Here is a 19,111-nt window from a genome sequence, read left to right on the forward strand (position 1 = left end):
TCACTGAATGTGTTCAGTCGACCTAAAAAGAGGTCCGTCCCTGTCAGGTCGGGCTTTTTACGTCCGTTCAATCTATGAGAACACATTCGCCAGCAAATTCAAGGATGTTTTCGGGAAAAGTTACCCGATATAATAGAAACACGTCTTAAAAAAAGAGGGACGAAACGATGGCGTATCCAAAAGGGAAATTATCCGAAGAAAAGGTATTTAAAGATCCTGTGCACCGCTATGTTCACGTACGGGATGCATTGATATGGGATTTAATCGGAACGAGAGAGTTCCAGCGCCTTAGACGAATTAAACAGCTAGGCACCACTTATTTAACGTTTCATGGGGCAGAACACAGCCGATTTAATCATTCACTCGGTGTATACGAGATTGTCAGACGAATTGTGGATGATGTGTTTAAAGGAAGACCCGAATGGGATGAAGGGGAGCGTGAGCTTGTACTGAGTGCCGCCCTGCTTCATGACCTTGGACATGGTCCGTTTTCTCATTCCTTTGAAAAGGTCTTTCATTTAGATCATGAATCGTTTACAAGAGATATCATTTTAGGGCAGACGGAAGTCAATGAAGTGCTGCGCCGGGTCAGTGACGATTTTCCAAAGCATGTAGCAGAAGTCATTGCCAAAACGTATCAAAACAAACAGGTGGTCAGTTTGATTTCAAGTCAAATTGATGCCGACCGAATGGATTACTTGCAGCGTGATGCTTACTATACAGGCGTCAGCTATGGTCACTTTGATATGGAACGTATTTTACGCGTGATGCGTCCAAGAGAAGATCAGATTGTGATGAAACAGAGCGGGATGCATGCCGTAGAGGATTATATTATGAGCCGCTATCAAATGTACTGGCAAGTGTATTTCCACCCAGTGACCCGCAGCGCGGAGGTCATTTTAACAAAAATCCTCCATCGTGCAAAAGAGCTGCATGAAACTGGCTACATTTTTACACATGCCCCGGTTCATTTTTATTCAATTTTTGAAGGAAATGTCACCACAGAGGACTATATTAAGCTGGATGAATCCATTGTCTTATTTTATTTTCAGGCGTGGGAAGATGAAGAAGATCACGTGCTGGCTGATTTGTGCCGCCGTTTTATGAACCGCCGTTTATTCCAATATACAGAGTTTAATCCTAACGAAGAAATGACGAAATATTTCAAGCTGACGGCTTTGTTCAAAGAAGCAGGAATTGATCCTGACTATTATTTAGTGGTCGATTCTTCCTCTGATTTGCCTTATGACTTCTATAGACCGGGCGAAGAAGAAGAACGGCTGCCGATCCACCTTTTGACGCAAAGTGGTCATATTAAAGAGCTGTCGAGACAGTCAGATATTGTTGACGCCATTTCCGGTAAACGAAGAACCGATCATAAACTTTATTTCCCGATGGACTTAATTGTAGATATGTCGGAAAAAGCTGAAGAAAAGAAGGCGATCATGAAGCTGCTTGGATTGGGATAAGGAAGTACTGAAAAAGGAGATGTCGGGAATTTGTTGAAAGAGCATGCAAAGTTGATGAAGGTGTTCTCTGAATCTGGGGAAATCGTTGGACGGAAGAAGCTGCAAAAAATGATTTACATAGCAAAAAAGCTAGATTTGCCTTTTTACGAGAAATACGATTTTCATTTTTATGGCCCCTATTCAGAGGAGTTGACGCTCAGAATTGAAGAGCTGTGCAACCTTGGATTCTTGGACGAAATGAAGGAAAAAAAGGGCGGATACTATCAATATCGCTATTCGCTGACGGACAATGGGAAAGAGTTTCTCGATCAGTGTGAAGTGGACATGCCTGACCTCAAAGTGCTGACGCAGCAGATGAATGAGCAATCGTCTCGTTTTCTAGAGCTTGTCTCAACGATTTTATACTTTGATGATCTGCCAAAAGATGAGGTAAAGGAAAAGGTCTTCACCATTAAAAGCAAGCAGCGCTATACGGACGAAGAATTTGAGGCAGCTCTTGCTTATATTGATCAGTTGAAGGAATTGAACTAACTTTTCAAAAGCCCAATTTTTGGGCTTTTTTTGTTTTGTAAGACCCGGACCGAAAGCGCTATTTTTGAATGAAATGTGTGTCAAAATATCCGAAAAATTAGTGAAAATGACATGTTTCGACTTTCTTCCTGTATATCCAATTCCCTGTTTTTGACTGAATAGAAGGAAAATAGTGAATTTTCAGTGAATATATAACCTTGTGAAAAACAAAGGAGGGATAGGAATGAAAAAGCGTTCAGTCTTTTTGTCATTTTTATTGGTAGGTAGTTTGTTACCGGGGGTAAGTTCAGCTTCTGCACCAGTTGCAAGTGCAGGTCATGGGCATGATCATGGTCATGGTCATGCGCCGTTTGAAACACATATTAGTGAAGGGTTGCCAAAGGCAAACGATTTTAAAGATTTGACGAAGGCACCTCCTATTGAAAGAGATGTGACAACAAAAATTTTAGACGAGTCTGGTAAACAGGTAGGGTCTAGAACCTTTAAAGCAAATACAGGAGATTCGATTTCAACAAAAGCTAGTACAGGCAGTCAGAAAGTGACCGTCTATGCAGTAGCTGATGCGCAGTATCGTGCGAAATATAGTGATTGGCAGACGCGCATTGTCAGCATCATTGAGCAAGCGGATGTGACATTTAACCGTGATCATGATGTGGACTTTGTCGTACAAGCCGTAGGGTCTTGGACGTCTTCAGGATCAAATGCATCACAAATTTTGTCTAACCTTCAGCGCAGCTTTGATGGCAGAGGATACGATTTTGTCACAGGATTTACAGCAAATCCAAACTTTGATGCTGGCGGAATCGCTTATGTTTACAATAGTGCACCGAGCGGAAGTGCATTCAGTGTCAACCTTGATCAAGGAACAGCGAATACAGCAAAAGCGGCTACACATGAATACGGCCATAACTTTGGTTTGCCGCATGACCCTCAAGGCAGCGGAATTGTCTGCTTAATGAATTATGATTATTCTTACACTGTCGATTACTTCGATGCGGCTCATAAAAATCAAGTGAACCGTAATAAAGCTTGGTACAGATAAGGTAAGAGACAAAAGGACAAACACCGAAAAAGTGTTTGTCCTTTTTATATGCTTACAGGTCGCTCATTCGCTTTCCTGCTACAGCATAATGTTCTTTTTTCATTTCTTCAATAATGACAGAGACTTTTTCTGCACCTGCGCCTGTTGTTTCAACAACGGCATCTGTGACTTTCTCCACAAGAGCTCTTTTCTGCTCATCTGTTCTTCCTTCAAGCATTTGAACGGTGATAATTGGCATGGCGAAAACCTCCTTTTTCCTTTCATGCTACGCTTCCCTTTAGTTTAAGGGACTTCTTATAGTATACTGAATGAAGTAAATCATTGTATAGAAAGAAAGAGGGATTCATGCCTTTGGACCAATTTCTTGTTTATCCATTAGAACTGATTCCATATGTCGCCATTACGCTTGTTGTGGCTTTTACGATGCACGAGCTGGCGCATGCATATGTTGCGTATCGTTTTGGAGATCCGACAGCTAAAAATCAAGGCAGACTGACGCTCAATCCATTGAAGCACCTTGATGTTTTCGGGACGATCTTGATCTTTGTGGCTGGGTTTGGCTGGGCGAGGCCTGTACCTGTGAATCGGTACCATTTCAAAAACCCGCGCTTAGCAGGAATCTGCGTCTCGATTGCTGGCCCATTAAGTAACTTGGTGTTGGCGTTTCTAGGCTTTTTTGTGTATGTGCTTCTTCAGAAATTTGGCGGGGAGTCGCTCATTCGCTTTGAGCCGGGGGTCGATTATTTCTTCCAAATCTTTATTAACTTGAACGTGATTTTGTTCCTATTTAACTTATTACCGATCCCGCCGCTGGATGGATATCGTATTATTGAGGATGTTGTCAGTCCCGGCATCCGTGCAAAGATGACGCAGTTTGAACAGTATGGAATCATCATTTTCCTCATCTTCGTCATCACGCCGCTAGGTCAGTTTGTTTTTGTTCCATTGATCGGAATGCGGGATCAAATCATATACTGGTTTAATCTTATTTTGAAGCCGCTGCTTTAGGAGGTTTAATGAATGGAAGGTAAAAAGAAGAAACCAATTGGTTTTAATATCATTAAAAAAACAGATGCAACGGATGGGCATGGAGGTTTTGGGGCAGGTGCCCTCAGCCTTGATAATATCTCGCCAGTCATCATTGATGTGGAGGAAAAGGAAGCCGTCATTGATATTGGTGCGATGCATGCAAGAAGTGCCGTCGAAAAAGGAATTAAATTTTTAAAAACCAAAGAAGAGGTACCTAACGGAAAACCGTATTGGCTCGTATGGGTGACGATTGACCGCAGAGAAGAGGGGCCATATTATGCAGGCGTCACAGCTTGTGAAATGACGGTTGACCGCTCGATCCGCAGAGGATATAAGTCGCTTCCTGAGCATGTGAATTTAATGGATAAATCCATGAAGCGTAAAATCGTTGTCAATCATATGGATGATGGTTCGAAAAAGGTGCTCGCTGATTTCTTGAAGAGTCACAATGAGGCGTTATGGGAAGCATCCACAGATGAATTAAAAGAAGGATTGGCTGTTCCTGAGTAATTGTGAAATTTTTGTGAAGAATGATGAATGGATACCAATTCCAGTCGTTTTTTCAGTAAACTGGTGTTAAAGCTAGGACATGGAGAATCCCGAGATGCAGATCTCGGGGTTTTTCATGTCCATTTTTAACGCTTCAGCCACTTTTCCCACCATTTCTTAGGCTGTTGATCCTGAGCCGTGTCTTGCTCAGATGCTTTGTTCTCGGCACCATAGCAGACACCGGTCGGCTCCGTTCCTTCTATAAAATAGGTAAATACCTTTGATTCGCATCCTGGGCCTGCGAGATCACCGGTTTTTGGATTGATATATACGCCTTTTACACCGTCTGGCGGCATGAAGGAGGAGGCTGGCTGATTCGAGAGGGCTGATTCCATAAAGGAAGCCCATATCTTTTTCGCATAGGCGGTTTCTTTGACCGAGTCAATGGTACGTCCTTTATCATAGCCGGTCCACACACCTGTGACGAGCTGGGGAGAGAAGCCGATCATCCAGCTGTCAGCGCCTGTCGTCCCCGATTTCCCTCCATACGTTCTGGTAAGATCTTTTGAAATGGTACGACCTGTGACACTTGTATAGCCATTTAATTGATCATTGAACATCCCTGACATCATGTCAGTGGTGACAAATGCTGCTTTTTCATCTAGTACTTGCTCTCGTTTTTGTTTCTCCTCAAAGAGTAAGTTGCCCTTTGCGTCCGTTACTTTCGTAATAAAGGTTGGCTTGACACGTTTTCCTCCATTGACCAGCATCGCGTAAGCATTGGTCATTTCGATTGGTTTGACAGGTGAAGTACCTAGCGCAAGTGAAGGCACTTGATCTAGTTTTTCGTGAATCCCGAACGTTTTCCCTGCACGTACAAGCTGTTCCATTCCTAAAAATAGATGGGTTTTGACCGCATAAATGTTATCAGATAGAGCCAAAGCCTGAAGCATCGTAATACCGTCATTGGCGTAATAGCCATGATAGTTGCTTGGTGAATAAGCGGCGCCGCTTCCTTGCTCATCGAGTTCAAAAACAGTTTCTTCACTGCGCATCACGGTTGCTGGTGTAAACCCATTTTGCAAAGCCATGTAATAGAGAAGTGGTTTCATTGTTGAACCCGGCTGTCTTTTTGCTTGTGTGACACGATTGAATGGGCTTTTCTCGTAATCTCTCCCGCCTATGAGGGCGAGTACATGCCCTGTTTGGGGATGGATGGCAGCAAAGCCGATTTGGATATCTGATTCAGCATCCATGATGTTGGTTAAAGTCTTTTCAGCGATTTTTTGTAATTCAGGTTGTAAGGTCGTTTCGATATGAAGACCATACGTTTCAATTTGTTCCTCGGTTAAACCCAGCGTTTGTTTCAGTTCGCGAATCACATCATCATAAAAATACGGGGCCTGCTTTGCTTGTAGCTGCTTTTGTTTGAGCGGGCGATAGGACAGCTTTTCCTTGCTGGCATCAGCAACCGCTTTTTTCGTAATCATGCCATCCTCTTGCATTTGCCTCAGAATCATATTCTTTCTTGCGCTGGCTTTCTCCTCATTCACATAAGGGGAGTAGAGAGAAGGCCCCTTTGGAATCCCGGCAAGCAAGGCAGACTCAGCTAAAGTTAAGTTCTTCGCTTTTTTTCCAAAGTAAAGGCGGGATGCCGCTTCCACGCCGTATGCGCCGTGGCCATAATAAATGGTGTTCAAGTATCCTTCTAATATCTCATCTTTTGTATAGTTTTGTTCTAAGCGGATCGTGTAAAAGGCTTCATTCCACTTCCGCTTCCATGTTTTATCATGATCTAAATATAAATTTCGTGCGTATTGCTGGGTGATCGTGCTGGCGCCTTGTACCTTTGCCATTGCACGAATATCTGCCACCGCAGCACCTGCCATTCGTTTCACGTCAAAGCCGTGATGCTGATAAAAGGTTTTATCCTCAACTGCGACCACCGCCTGCTGTATATGAGGGGACATGTCCTTTAACGGAACCCAGTATCTCTTTTCTCCAAAGCTTGATTCGCCAAGTTTAGACCCATCGGCTGCATAAATGGTCGTGGATTGGGGAACTTGAACAGAGGGAGCGCCTTGCCACTTAGCAAGTAAAAGAATCGTCAAAAAGACTGTGCCTGCAAATAGAAAAGCGAGCAAGCCGATAAAAAAACAGGCTCGAATCGTTTTCACGGTCATGCGGATTTTTTTATTACTCATGATTGTGTCCATGCAAAGCCCCCATTTTGACGGTTTTTTATCAGTATGGGACAAAGAAAACCGTTTTAAACAGGCGACTGCAAGGGTGCGCTTTAAAAATGAAGTTATCTCATGCGGTTCTTTACAATTTGATATGAATCCACTATACTTTTTTCTTGGACAATCGATATAGTCATAGCCGATAAAAGGCGCTAACAATAGATGTTTGTTTATTATTGGATGAGAGGAAGATGAACAATGAGCGAACTTTGGTATACAGAGAAGCAAACGAAGAATTTTGGCATTACATTGAAGGTGAACAAAACCCTTCACACAGAACAAACAGATTTTCAGCATTTAGAAATGGTGGAAACAGAAGAGTTTGGCAATATGCTGTTTTTAGACGGTATGGTGATGACATCAGAGAAAGATGAGTTTGTATACCACGAAATGGTGGCACATGTTCCTCTTTTCACTCATCCAAACCCGGAAAATGTCCTTGTTGTAGGCGGAGGAGACGGCGGTGTTATTCGTGAGATCCTCAAGCACCCAAGTGTGAAAAAAGCGACACTTGTTGATATTGATGGCAAGGTCATTGAATACTCGAAGAAGTTCCTTCCTTCAATTGCTGGGAAACTAGACGATCCTCGTGTAGATGTAAAAGTCGGAGACGGCTTTATGCACATTGCGGAAGCCGACAACGAATATGACGTGATCATGGTTGACTCAACTGAGCCAGTTGGACCAGCTGTGAACTTGTTCTCTAAAGGTTTCTATGCAGGAATCTCAAAAGCACTAAAAGAAGACGGTATTTTCGTTGCACAGACGGACAACCCTTGGTTCACACCTGAGTTAATTACAAATGTACAGCGTGATGTAAAAGAAATTTTCCCGATTACCAAGCTATACACAGCGAATATCCCAACATATCCAAGCGGTCTTTGGACATTTACCATTGGTTCTAAGAAGTATGATCCACTTGCTGTAGAAGACAGCCGTTTCTTTGATATTGATACGAAATATTACACAAAAGAATTGCACAAAGCGGCATTCGTTCTGCCAAAATTTGTGAGCGATTTAATCAAATAAATCAAGCGAAATGGAAATGCGCAAATGTCAGTTTGCGCATTTTTTGAAGCGTAAAAGGAGGAATCTTGCATGAGATTCGACGAGGCTTACTCAGGAAAAGTGTTTATTGGAAGTCATCCGACATGGGAAGATGCGAAAGTCATTTTATACGGGATGCCGATGGATTGGACCGTCAGCTACCGTCCAGGCTCACGTTTTGGCCCGAACCGTATTCGTGAAGTATCCATTGGATTAGAGGAATACAGTCCTTATTTAGATCGTGAACTGCACGAGGTGCCATTCTTTGATGCTGGCGACATCCCGCTTCCATTTGGCAATGCACAGAAAAGCTTAGATTTAATTGAAGAGTATGTTGACAGCATTTTAGAAAAAGGGAAGTTTCCATTAGGAATGGGCGGCGAGCATCTTGTGTCTTGGCCGGTTTTCCGTGCGATGTATAAGAAATACCCTGATTTGGCCATCATCCATATGGACGCACATACCGATCTTCGTGAGGAATATGAGGGTGAGCCGCTTTCACATTCGACACCGATTCGTAAAGTTGCAGGACTTATTGGACCTGAAAATGTATACTCTTTCGGCATCCGTTCTGGGATGAAAGAAGAATTTGAATGGGCAAAAGAAGCAGGTATGCACATTTCTAAATTTGAAGTGCTGGAGCCATTGAAACAAGTATTACCAAAGCTGAAAGGCCGCCCAGTTTATGTGACAATTGACATCGATGTACTCGACCCGGCACATGCGCCTGGTACTGGAACGGTGGATGCTGGCGGTATTACGTCAAAAGAATTACTGGCATCCATTCATGCCATTGCTGGTTCTGATGTGCATGTCGTCGGTGCAGACCTTGTAGAGGTAGCGCCTGTATATGATCATTCGGATCAAACGGCGAATACAGCAAGCAAACTTTTACGAGAAATGCTGCTTGGTTTTGTGAAATAACATCTTGATAGAGGAGCTTGTCATCTCATATGGACAAGCTCTTTTTTTACATTGGTGACATGATAAAGGAGGCAGGTCGTGTTTTCTTCTGTATTGATGGTATTACTCGCTTTATGTGTGTTAGCGGCAGGCTTTCTTACGCTGAAAAGAGAGCTTGCAGCGAGTCCGCCTACTTTTACCTCGAAAAAAGAGGCAAAGGATGAGATGGTTCATCTGTTTCAGGATCGAGGCTTTTTCTATCTCACTGGCATCGCGCTGTTTATGCTATTTGTTTATAAGCAAGGGCATCTTCTCCCATTTGATTTCTTTCAGGCATTTTTGGCAAGTTCAGGTATCCAAGCACTGTTTTATCTCATCAATCGAAAAAGCGCAGGGCTCAAGACTGGACTCGTGATAGGCGTGAGCTTCATTTTTCTTTTTTTCTAAAGAGACAGGTGAAGATCAAGAATGGGGTTTCATCCACACGAAGATGAGAAATGATGGGATGATAGGCAATCGGGATTATGGTATACTATTTTAGTTAAACGGGTCTTAGCAAAGGAAGTGCAAAATGACACAAAACCAAATTTCAATTCATGTAAAGTCAGTGATGAAACCAGAGACGGAACCGGCTGAAACGATCGAATTCCGAACAACTGGAACGTATCAAGAGAAGAATGACAAAACGTATCTCACTTACCATGAAGAACATGAAATGGGTCAAGTAAAAACTGTTGTCAAAATAAGTGAAAAAGAAATTTTTGTCATGAGATCAGGTGCGATTCAAATGAAGCAGCGCTTTCTCATTGGAGAAACGACCGTGACACATTACACGATGCCATTTGGCACACTTCAGCTCGATGTGCACACACATGGCATTGATCTTGATGTAGACAATGGGCTTCTGCACATTACGTACGATATGCTGACAGGTGAAGATCAAAAGCATTTACATACATTATCGATTTCATATAAGGAGGATTTACGTTCATGAATATCGCAGAACAGGTCAAAGATGCGTTAAAAGAAGAAATCATTGCGGCAGTCGTCAAAGCAGGACTTGCTGATGAAAGCCAGGTGCCGGATGTTCTTTTGGAAGTGCCAAAAGACAAAACTCACGGTGATTATTCCACCAATATGGCGATGCAGCTTGCTCGCATTGCGAAAAAAGCACCTCGTCAAATCGCCGAGGACATTGTGAATGCATTTGACAAAGGCAAAGCGTCAATTGAAAAACTGGATATTGCAGGTCCAGGATTCATCAACTTTTATATGAACAATCAATATTTAACGAAACTGATTCCGGCAGTTCTTGAAGCAAAAGAGGCTTATGGCGAAACGAATACGGGCGGCGGTCAAAAAGTACAAGTCGAATTCGTCTCAGCCAACCCAACAGGTGACCTTCACCTTGGACATGCCCGCGGTGCAGCTGTAGGAGATTCTCTTTGCAACATCCTTGATAAAGCAGGCTTCGACGTGAGCCGTGAATACTATATCAACGATGCAGGCAATCAGATCAATAACCTTGCTCTATCTGTAGAAGTACGTTACTTTGAGGCGCTCGGTCTTGAAAAAGAAATGCCAGAGGACGGGTACAGAGGAGAAGACATCAAAGGCATCGGGCAGAAACTTGCGGATGAATTTGGTGACCGTTTCGTGCATGAATCAGAAGAAGAGCGTATGAAATTCTTCCGTGAGTACGGTTTAAAATATGAACTAGAAAAACTACGTGTCGACCTAGAGAATTTCCGTGTCCCATTTGATGTGTGGTATTCTGAAACGTCTTTATATGAAAACGGAAAAATCGAACCAGCGCTAGAAACACTTCGCGCTAAAGGCTATGTCTTTGAAGAAGATGGCGCAACATGGTTACGTTCAACTGATTTTGGTGATGACAAGGACCGTGTCCTGATTAAAAAAGACGGCAGCTTCACGTACTTGCTTCCAGATATCGCATATCACAAGGACAAATTAGACAGAGGTTTTGACCAGCTCATCAACATTTGGGGAGCGGATCATCACGGCTACATTCCTCGAATGAAAGCGGCAATCCAAGCACTCGGATATCCAGAGGACAAACTGGAAGTCGAAATCATTCAGCTTGTTCACCTTTACAAAAACGGTGAAAAGATGAAGATGAGTAAACGTACAGGTAAAGCCGTCACAATGCGTGACTTGATTGAAGAAGTGGGCTTAGATGCCACTCGTTATTTCTTTGCGATGAGAAGTGCGGCGACACATATGGACTTTGACTTAGACTTAGCGATTTCTACGTCTAACGAAAACCCTGTGTACTACGCGCAATATGCACATGCGAGAATTTGCAGCATGCTCCGTCAAGGGGAAGAAAAAGGCTACGAGCCAAACCTTGAAAAAGCAGATTTCTCTCACATTCAGTCCGATAAAGAATACGATCTTCTGAAAATCATCGGCAGCTTCCCAGAAGTTGTAGCAGAAGCAGCAGAAAAACGTATTCCGCACCGCGTCACAAACTATATCTATGATCTAGCATCAGCCCTTCACAGCTTCTACAACGCCGAGAAGGTCATTGATGTTGAAAATGAAACAAAAACAACAGCACGCCTATCACTGATGAAGGCGACACAAATTACACTAGCCAACGCATTAAAACTCATTGGCGTATCTGCACCGGAAAAAATGTAATGCACAAAGCCCCGCTCTATTTTATGAGCGGGGCTTCTTTATATAAAAAACCCGCTATTCTCGAGAGATAGCGGGTTTTGAAAATTAACCAAGCGTATTAATAATGTTAGAAATAGAATCGAATAATTGACTAAGTACATCAGAGAACATGAGCGCATCCTCCTTTCAGAAAGCATGTAGTATGTGCGTGTCATAGGAATTACCCAAGTGTGTTAATGATGTTAGAAATAGAATCGAATAATTGGCTAAGTACATCAGAGAACATAGTTTGTATCCTCCCTTCGGCAAGCATGTAGTATGTGTGCGTTAATGGGATTATCCAAGTGTATTGATAATGTTAGAGATAGAATCAAATAATTGGCTAAGTACATCAGAGAACATGTTTTTGCCTCCTCTCTTTTCTTTTTACATCTACTTAACGAAGGGGATGAAGGGTTGGATCACTTTTTCTAAAAAAATTTTAAAAAGAAATGATGGCATAGAAAAAGCACCAACAAATGAGGGTGCTTTTTAGGTTTTATTTATGGATGAACACGCCATTGGATTTGTCCGTCGTAGCAGGATAGCTCTGCACTCCCGCCATTCGGTAAGGTGAATACCGGCTGTGTATGTCCTATGTCTACATCATAAATCACCGGGATGTGTTTGAGCATTGAGTGCTTATCTAGAATGAACCTCAAATGTTCCTCTGTCATCTTGGATTTCTTTTGAAAACGTCCGATGATTAACCCTTTAATGGATTCGGCATACTGCAAGAGCGAGGCAAGGTCTCTGGCGAACATTTCAGGAAAGACCAAGTCATCATCCTCCACAAATAAGATGGCATCCTTGATGTCAGGCATAAAGGGTGTCCCTTGTAGTAAGTTCAGTGTACAAAGATTTCCGCCATACAAGGTGCCTTCAGCTGTTCCTTCTTGATAAATCCCCCATGTTGTCGGATGAAACTGCCTATTTGCTTGATCAAGATACCACGCATCATCACTCCACTTTGTAGAAGGGGTGACATCAAATGGCTCGCTACTCATCACGCACGCTTGAAACATGGCTGTCTGCTCCTCTTGTCCTTGTTCCATTTGGAAACTGGAGAAATGAGGACCTGAGTACGTCACCATGTCACATTTGGCGGTAATGGCGTTTGCAAGTGCGGTAATATCACTGTAGCCGCAAAGAACTTTTGGGTGCTGACGGATCAAATCATAATCTATATAAGGCAAAAGCTCATTGCAGTTAAAGCCACCGATTGCTGTCAAAATGCCGTCGACTTCATCATTTGAGAATGCCTCATGTAGATCAGATAAACGGTATTCAATAGAAGAAGAGGAATGCAGATCACATTCAAACACGTGTTGTCCAAAAGAAACAGTGAACCCTAATGCCTCTAAACGTTTTTTCGCCTGAGCCATTCCTTCTTCTGATAAAATGCTGGCACTTCGGCTTGGAGCAATTACCCGAATGTGGCTTCCCTTTTTTAAAGCAGGTGGTGTATGCATCAGTCATTCGTCCCTTCCTTCACATATTTTCCATTATATCGGATCAAAACGCTCCAGTCTGTAAAAGCTAAAAGAAAGCAGCAAAATGTGCGTTTCAGACGAGCTGTGCAAAGGGTATGGAAGAGAAAAAGACAGAAACGAATGAGGGCGGAGAATGTGAAAAAGAGGAGACTGGAATTTCTATTTTTATATTTCATGATATTTGGGGCATATGTGGTGTTTTGGTGGCCGGTTCCAGCGTGGGGTTTTCAGCTTTACGCAGCTAGTTACATCGCCATCATTTTATTTAGTATTATTTCGCTTATGCTAGAGAACCGGACATCACAGCACACGCTGTTATGGATGTATGTACTGATCTTTTTCCCGATCATCGGCTATATGTTTTATTTGTTCTCAGGACAGCTATATGTCAAAGGACATTTGTTTAAATCAAAGAGAATGTATAACCGAGAAAAATTACGCAGAATATCAGAGCTTGAGAGTAAACCGGATGAGACGCGTTTAACCGATAATCAGCGTGCTTTTTTTCATTACACAGAAAAAGCGACAGGGATGCATGTAAATACAAATAGTGATATGGAGATTTTAAAGAATGGAGAGGAAACCTTTCCACGTATTTTTGAAGAATTAAAAAAGGCAAAAACGTTCATCCATATAGAATATTACATGTTCAAATCTGATTTCCTCGGTCACCGGATGATGGAGATCCTGATTGAAAAAGTGAAAGAAGGAGTAGAGGTCCGCTTCATCTATGATGCGGCTGGCAGCATTCGCTTCTCACGAAAAGATATTAAACGATTGAAGCAGGCGGGGATAAAGGTCGCTCCTTTTCTGCCATTAAAATACGGATTCTTTAATCAAAAATTCAATTTCCGAAATCACCGAAAAATCGTGATTATTGATGGAGAAACAGGATTTGTTGGTGGGCTCAATGTCGGGAAGGAATATGTAGGACGCGATGAAAACATCGGCTTTTGGCGTGACACGCATACGATGTTAAAGGGTGAAGCCGTTCAGACACTTCACTCCATATTTATGCTGGACTGGGAGTATGTATCAGATGAAGTGTTAATTGATGATCCGAAGTATCACACCCCGCATCCTGTGACAGGAGAAGATGTCATACAGGTCGTGCCGACTGGACCTGATATGAAGGAAAGTATGAGTGATTTATATGACGCACTCATTTCGAATGCAAAGCAATTTGTCTGGATTGCGACGCCTTATTTTGTCCCAAATGAATCCATTCGCACAGCGTTAAAAATTGCGGCCACAAGAGGGGTGGATGTGCGTGTGATGGTGCCTGAGATTAATGATGGCTTTCTCACGCAATACGCCACACGATCTTATTTTTCTGAGCTTTTGAAAGAAGGCATCAAGGTGTATCACTATCAAAAAGGATTCATGCATCAAAAGGTCATGATTGCAGACGGAGAGCTTGCCTCTGTCGGAACGGCCAATGTTGATATGAGAAGCTTCCAACTCAATTTTGAGGTCAATGTCTTTACAGCGGCAAAGAAACCGATCGAGCAATTGATGGCTCATTATGAGGAAGATATGAAGGAATGTGAGCAAATGGGGCCGGTTCATTTTTATAAAAGGGGCTTAAAGGAACGTTTAAAGGAATCGTTTGCTCGGTTGTTTTCAGGTGTATTGTGAGGGAATCCAGGGGAAGAAATCATTTCCTGATCTAGTATTTCTATAATGATTCCTCTATAATTGAAAATGATTATCAATTATAGAGGAAGTGAGGTTCTTTTACATATGCTAAAACGCTTTTTTGCCTATTACAGGCCCTATCGTGGTCTGTTCTTTTTAGATTTCTTTTGCGCTGTGGCCGTCGGACTCATGGAACTAGGTTTCCCGCTGATCGTGAACTACTTCATTGATACATTACTGCCGACAGGGAACTGGACGGTCATTGCCTGGACCGCACTTGCGCTGTTTGTCATTTACGCACTCAGCTCAGTGATGCAATTTATTGTGTCGTACTGGGGGCACATGCTTGGCATCAATATTGAAACAGATATGAGGAAGAAGCTGTTTGATCATTTTCAGCGTCTCTCATTTAAGTTCTTTGATAACAACAAAACGGGTAAGCTTATGTCTCGAATGACCAATGACCTCATGTACATTGGTGAGGTGGCGCATCACGGACCTGAGGATTTGTTTATTGCGATTATGACCATTCTTGGCGCCTTTGCCGTCATGCTCATGATTAACTGGCAGCTTGCCATTTTAACCTTCTTGATTATGCCAGTCATCATCTGGTTAGCCCTTCATTTTAATAAAAAAATGACACAGGCGATTACACAACTCAACAATGACATTGGAGATTTTCATGCAAGGGTTGAAAACAATATTGGCGGTATTCGTCTTGTTCAAGCCTTTGCAAATGAACATTTTGAGAAAAAGCGTTTTGCTGAAAACAACAACCGCTTTCGAAAAGCGAAACTTCTTTCCTATAAAATTATGTCAGTTAACGGATCAATCAGCTATATTCTCACAAGACTTGTGACGCTGTTTGTCCTTCTGGCAGGTACATGGTTTGTTCTTCAAGGTCAATTAACGGCAGGCGGATTTATCGCCTTTGTCTTGATCACAAATGTGCTATTCAGACCCATTGATAAGATCAACACGGTGATTGAAATGTATCCAAAAGGCATTGCCGGTTTTAAAAGCTATGTCGATTTGCTTGAAACAGAGCCAGATGTGAAGGATACAGAAGGAGCACGTGATATTTACGGCTTGAAAGGTGAAATTGAGTATCGAAACGTGACATTTGGCTACGATGAGCACAGTCATGTATTGAAGGATATCAACTTAAAGATCAAACAAGGGGAAACTGTTGCGTTTGTCGGGCCATCAGGAGCGGGGAAATCGACCATTTGCAGTCTGCTGCCTCGTTTTTATGATGTGGACGAAGGAGACATCACCATTGATGGTGTGAGCACAAAATCGATGACTTTGTCCTCTTTAAGACAGCAGATTGGCATTGTGCAGCAGGATGTCTTTTTATTCTCAGGCACCATTCGTGAGAATATTGCGTACGGCAACCTAGAAGCGAGTGATGCAGACATTTGGGAGGCGGTGCGACGTGCCCATTTAGAGGAGCTCGTTCAGCGGTTCCCAGAAGGGTTGAATACGGTCATTGGTGAACGCGGCGTTAAGCTATCCGGCGGTCAAAAGCAACGCCTGTCAATTGCACGGATGTTTTTGAAAAACCCGTCTATTCTTATTTTGGATGAAGCGACGTCAGCGCTTGATACAGAAACAGAAAAAGCGATCCAAGACGCACTAAGCGAACTGGCAGTCGGCCGGACGACACTCGTCATTGCTCACCGCCTTGCGACAATTAAACATGCAGATCGAATCATCGTCGTGACAGAGGAAGGCATTGAAGAACAAGGCCGTCACCAAGATTTAATTCAAATGGGCGGTGTATACAGCAGACTGCACGAAGCGCAGTTTGGTCATTGAAGAGAAGTGATTGAATGAGTCCAGTTATTAAGCTGGGCTCTTTTTCGTATTGAGATATTTGCGACGCTGGTCATCAGTTTTACTGTCATCATATTTGGCCTGTTTAAGCTGTTAAATTGAAGTGTACTTTATTTTTAAATCGAGGCCCTTTTGAAAAAGGGCTTTTTTTGCTAGGATAGTAAAAACTCGTGTAGGAAGGATCTGATGGAATGAAGAGGCTTCGGCATTTACAGAAGGGCGATAAAATAGGTATTTATTCTCCCTCAAGTCCAGCATCTGCCACCTCGCCTCTTAGGTATGAGCGGGCGAAGGAATGGCTTGAACAAAAAGGATTCATTGTGGTACCAGGATCATTAACAGGGAAAGAGGATCACTATCGTTCGGGAACGATTCAAGAACGAGCAGCTGAGCTGAATGAGCTGATGGCGAGAGAAGATTTGTCCTGTATCATGTCGATGATTGGGGGGACGAACTCGAATAGTTTGCTGCCTTATCTTGATTTTGAGCTGCTGATAAAGCATCCAAAAATCATGATTGGTTATTCAGATGCGACGGCGATTCTTTTAGCTGCTTATGAAAAAACGGGTCTGCCTGTTTTTTACGGGCCTGCACTTGTGCCGTCTTTTGGAGAGTTTGAACCATTTGTCGATCATACATATCAATCTTTCGAGGACATTCTCATTCATCCGCAGCCCATCCCGTATCAGGTGAAAAAACCGCCCTTCTGGACGGACGAACGGATCAACTGGGAAGAGAAAATACGAGAAAAAGAAAAACGTCCAAACGATTGGATGTGCGTCATTGAAGGGCAGGCAGAAGGCAGACTGATCGGCGGGAACCTAAATGCCATGTATGGCATATGGGGAAGTGAATTCATGCCTCAAATCCAAAAAGGCGATATCCTTCTCATTGAAGATTGTATGAAAACAGCCTCCATCGTCGAAAAGAACTTCTCTCTGTTAAAGATAAATGGTGTGTTTGAACGGGTATCTGGTATCCTCTTAGGGAAACATGAGCTGTTTGATGATGAAGGAACGGGCAAAAGGCCGCACGATCTCTTACTTGAAGTACTGGGAGATACAAAGAGGCCGCTCATCGCAGAATTTGACAGTGCCCATACGCATCCGATGCTCACGATGCCAATCGGTACACAAGTAAAAATGAATGCAACGTTAGGCGAGGTTTGGCTGACAGAAGCATGGATATAGAAAAAGAGCAGCCCTAAGGCTGCCCCAGCGTGTAGACAAACCCTCGCATTCGGTGTCAGTCCTGCGTGCCGGTGCTCACGAATGTGACATTCGCTCCGCGCCGGTACTCGTCCTTCCTAGACTGCAAAGGTTTTCAACTACGCTGAAAAGAAGACAAAGGGCTAAAATAAAGTTCATTTTATCCCTTTGTCAGCCTAAGGCTGCCTTTCTTTACGATTACGAAGCATTCTCTTTTTCAAATGGCTGAAGGAGGTCTTGTGCCTCTTTTCCTTCTACCACGATTAAATAGTCTGATTCTAAATGAGTGAGCCTAAAGGTTTCTAGCTCTACGATGTTCTTAATGTTGCACATTGTTTTTTTAGAATATACATATAAACGATGCTGAGCGTGCTGGCACTTTTCGTATAGAGAAATAAGCTTATGTAAATTCAATGCTTTCGCAGCAATTCGGATTGAATAGATTTGTGACATCTTCATATCCTCCTGTTAAATACTTTCTCACAATAGCTTTGTTACCCCCGTTGTGATAGAGGTAAACCTTTCTCTACGATTTCCACTCAATGGTGCCTCCGCCCGTCCGCCGATTGCCTCTGATCGCTGACAGCTCCTCAACAAGACGGAGCAAAGCCTGATCCTTTTTCTTTGCCTCAATCATAAAATCCACATCACGACCATACGGCTTTAAAGCTTGAAAAAGTGGCAAAACAAACGACATCTCCACTCCATCCGCATGGCTTCGTATCGCCTTTTCTGATTTTGGTGAGGATAAGTGGATTTTAGGCGGTATGCCAGTGTTTGCCCACGTGTCAAACACTCTTGGCAAAATGTCATCAAGTGCCGCATCATCATCTTTGTTTGCCATGTGATGGTGGTAATCAAATACAAACGGGATGCCATGCTTTTCACAAACATCAAGCGTTTCTAATGACGTATAGGTTTTGTCATCATTTTCAAGCGTCATTCTCGCCTTGATATGTGCAGGAAGCTGCTTTATATTTTCATCAAAACGCTGTAAAGCAGATGCCTTGTCGCCATATGCACCTCCGACATGAATGTTCATATAGCCTTCCTTTTCAAGCTTCATGGCCTCAAGCATTTCATAATGATAGGTCATATCAATGACGGCGTTTTCTGTAATAGATGGCTTTGGACTTGTGAACAAAGTAAATTGATTGGGGTGAAAGCTCACTCGTAATCCGTGCCGCTTTACGAGTTGACCAATCTCTAGAAATTCTTTGCGAAAGGGTGTCACAAAGTCCCACCGCACCTCAGGATGGGTGGCGAGCGGGACAATCGAGCTTGAAAAACGGTAAAGCGGAATATCATGGGCAATCGCAAAATAAAGCGTTCTTAATGTATTGACGAGGTTGGCTTTCGTCGTTCTCAATAGAGCCTCTGTCCTCTCTTCCTTTGAGAGCTTACTGTATCTTGCAAAGGTCAGCGACTTGGCAGGTGAAGCTTCCCATAAAGTGACGGCGTTGGATACATAACCAAATCGATAACGCATAGGTCAACT

Annotated in this window: 18 protein-coding genes; 13 read left to right on the forward strand and 5 right to left on the reverse strand. The window is 42.9% G+C overall.

Annotation, left to right across the window (positions count from 1 at the left end; genetic code table 11):
• Positions 1–167 precede the first annotated feature (167 nt).
• The 3 genes from ACTJKA_RS00790 to ACTJKA_RS00800 all read left to right on the forward strand — a co-directional run bounded on the left by ACTJKA_RS00790 (position 168) and on the right by ACTJKA_RS00800 (position 3,042).
• The gene (locus ACTJKA_RS00790; RefSeq protein WP_007497716.1) at positions 168–1,469 is read left to right on the forward strand and encodes an HD domain-containing protein; all 1,302 of its coding nucleotides are present in this window, start codon (positions 168–170) and stop codon (positions 1,467–1,469) included.
• A 30-nt stretch (positions 1,470–1,499) separates the two neighbouring features.
• Positions 1,500–2,000 carry a YwgA family protein gene (locus ACTJKA_RS00795; protein ID WP_007497715.1) on the forward strand — a complete coding sequence of 167 codons (501 nt, stop codon included), beginning with the start codon at positions 1,500–1,502 and terminating at the stop codon, positions 1,998–2,000.
• Between the two features lie 223 nt (positions 2,001–2,223).
• Positions 2,224–3,042: a zinc-dependent metalloprotease gene (locus ACTJKA_RS00800; RefSeq protein WP_046526742.1), complete on the forward strand. Its 819-nt coding sequence runs from the start codon at positions 2,224–2,226 to the stop codon at positions 3,040–3,042.
• A gap of 52 nt (positions 3,043–3,094) precedes the next feature.
• On the opposite strand, the gene ACTJKA_RS00805 is transcribed toward ACTJKA_RS00800, so the two are convergent.
• Positions 3,095–3,280, reverse strand: a complete 186-nt coding sequence (locus tag ACTJKA_RS00805; RefSeq protein WP_008343530.1) for a 2-hydroxymuconate tautomerase — start codon at positions 3,278–3,280, stop codon at positions 3,095–3,097.
• 113 nt (positions 3,281–3,393) lie between these two features.
• On the opposite strand from ACTJKA_RS00805, the gene ACTJKA_RS00810 reads away from it, so the two are divergent.
• Together ACTJKA_RS00810 and ACTJKA_RS00815 are read left to right on the forward strand one after the other, a co-directional pair.
• Entirely contained in the window at positions 3,394–4,050 is a 657-nt protein-coding gene (locus ACTJKA_RS00810; RefSeq protein WP_231583261.1) for a site-2 protease family protein, read from the forward strand.
• A gap of 12 nt (positions 4,051–4,062) precedes the next feature.
• A complete protein-coding gene (locus tag ACTJKA_RS00815; protein WP_046526740.1) occupies positions 4,063–4,581 on the forward strand; it encodes a YwhD family protein in 519 nt (172 codons plus the stop codon).
• 125 nt (positions 4,582–4,706) lie between these two features.
• Here ACTJKA_RS00815 and ACTJKA_RS00820 read toward each other — a convergent pair whose 3' ends face one another.
• Positions 4,707–6,776 (reverse strand): transglycosylase domain-containing protein, encoded by a 2,070-nt coding sequence (locus ACTJKA_RS00820; protein WP_345911294.1) that lies wholly within the window; start codon positions 6,774–6,776, stop codon positions 4,707–4,709.
• Positions 6,777–7,001: 225 nt separating this feature from the next.
• Here ACTJKA_RS00820 and speE point away from each other — a divergent pair, with 225 nt between their 5' ends.
• From speE to argS, 5 genes are all read left to right on the forward strand, one after another.
• Positions 7,002–7,832 (forward strand): spermidine synthase, encoded by an 831-nt coding sequence (gene speE, locus ACTJKA_RS00825; RefSeq protein ID WP_003214614.1) that lies wholly within the window; start codon positions 7,002–7,004, stop codon positions 7,830–7,832.
• A 69-nt stretch (positions 7,833–7,901) separates the two neighbouring features.
• Positions 7,902–8,774 (forward strand): agmatinase, encoded by an 873-nt coding sequence (speB, locus tag ACTJKA_RS00830; RefSeq protein WP_017360073.1) that lies wholly within the window; start codon positions 7,902–7,904, stop codon positions 8,772–8,774.
• Between the two features lie 78 nt (positions 8,775–8,852).
• The gene (locus ACTJKA_RS00835) at positions 8,853–9,200 is read left to right on the forward strand and encodes a hypothetical protein (RefSeq protein WP_035389831.1); all 348 of its coding nucleotides are present in this window, start codon (positions 8,853–8,855) and stop codon (positions 9,198–9,200) included.
• A gap of 124 nt (positions 9,201–9,324) precedes the next feature.
• Positions 9,325–9,747: a DUF1934 domain-containing protein gene (locus ACTJKA_RS00840; protein WP_007497707.1), complete on the forward strand. Its 423-nt coding sequence runs from the start codon at positions 9,325–9,327 to the stop codon at positions 9,745–9,747.
• On the forward strand, positions 9,744–11,417 hold the full coding sequence (gene argS, locus ACTJKA_RS00845) for an arginine--tRNA ligase (RefSeq protein WP_017360071.1): 1,674 nt from the start codon (positions 9,744–9,746) through the stop codon (positions 11,415–11,417). Before ACTJKA_RS00840 ends, argS begins: the two co-directional genes overlap by 4 nt.
• 521 nt (positions 11,418–11,938) lie before the next feature.
• Here the strand turns inward: argS and ACTJKA_RS00850 are convergent.
• Positions 11,939–12,907 carry a S66 family peptidase gene (locus tag ACTJKA_RS00850; RefSeq protein WP_268358364.1) on the reverse strand — a complete coding sequence of 323 codons (969 nt, stop codon included), beginning with the start codon at positions 12,905–12,907 and terminating at the stop codon, positions 11,939–11,941.
• A gap of 156 nt (positions 12,908–13,063) precedes the next feature.
• Here ACTJKA_RS00850 and cls point away from each other — a divergent pair, with 156 nt between their 5' ends.
• The 3 genes from cls to ACTJKA_RS00865 all read left to right on the forward strand — a co-directional run bounded on the left by cls (position 13,064) and on the right by ACTJKA_RS00865 (position 17,595).
• Positions 13,064–14,566 (forward strand): cardiolipin synthase, encoded by a 1,503-nt coding sequence (gene cls, locus ACTJKA_RS00855; protein ID WP_268358366.1) that lies wholly within the window; start codon positions 13,064–13,066, stop codon positions 14,564–14,566.
• A gap of 105 nt (positions 14,567–14,671) precedes the next feature.
• On the forward strand, positions 14,672–16,387 hold the full coding sequence (locus ACTJKA_RS00860; protein WP_041091393.1) for an ABC transporter ATP-binding protein: 1,716 nt from the start codon (positions 14,672–14,674) through the stop codon (positions 16,385–16,387).
• A gap of 209 nt (positions 16,388–16,596) precedes the next feature.
• A complete protein-coding gene (locus ACTJKA_RS00865; protein WP_268358369.1) occupies positions 16,597–17,595 on the forward strand; it encodes a S66 family peptidase in 999 nt (332 codons plus the stop codon).
• 216 nt (positions 17,596–17,811) lie between these two features.
• Here ACTJKA_RS00865 and ACTJKA_RS00870 read toward each other — a convergent pair whose 3' ends face one another.
• Both ACTJKA_RS00870 and uvsE read right to left on the reverse strand, forming a co-directional pair.
• The gene (locus ACTJKA_RS00870) at positions 17,812–18,066 is read right to left on the reverse strand and encodes a hypothetical protein (RefSeq protein ID WP_008343494.1); all 255 of its coding nucleotides are present in this window, start codon (positions 18,064–18,066) and stop codon (positions 17,812–17,814) included.
• Between the two features lie 73 nt (positions 18,067–18,139).
• Positions 18,140–19,102: a UV DNA damage repair endonuclease UvsE gene (uvsE, locus tag ACTJKA_RS00875; protein ID WP_041091396.1), complete on the reverse strand. Its 963-nt coding sequence runs from the start codon at positions 19,100–19,102 to the stop codon at positions 18,140–18,142.
• Positions 19,103–19,111 lie beyond the last annotated feature (9 nt).

The organism is Bacillus sp. 22190, assembly GCF_052045575.1.
Lineage (GTDB): Bacteria > Bacillota > Bacilli > Bacillales > Bacillaceae > Bacillus > Bacillus altitudinis.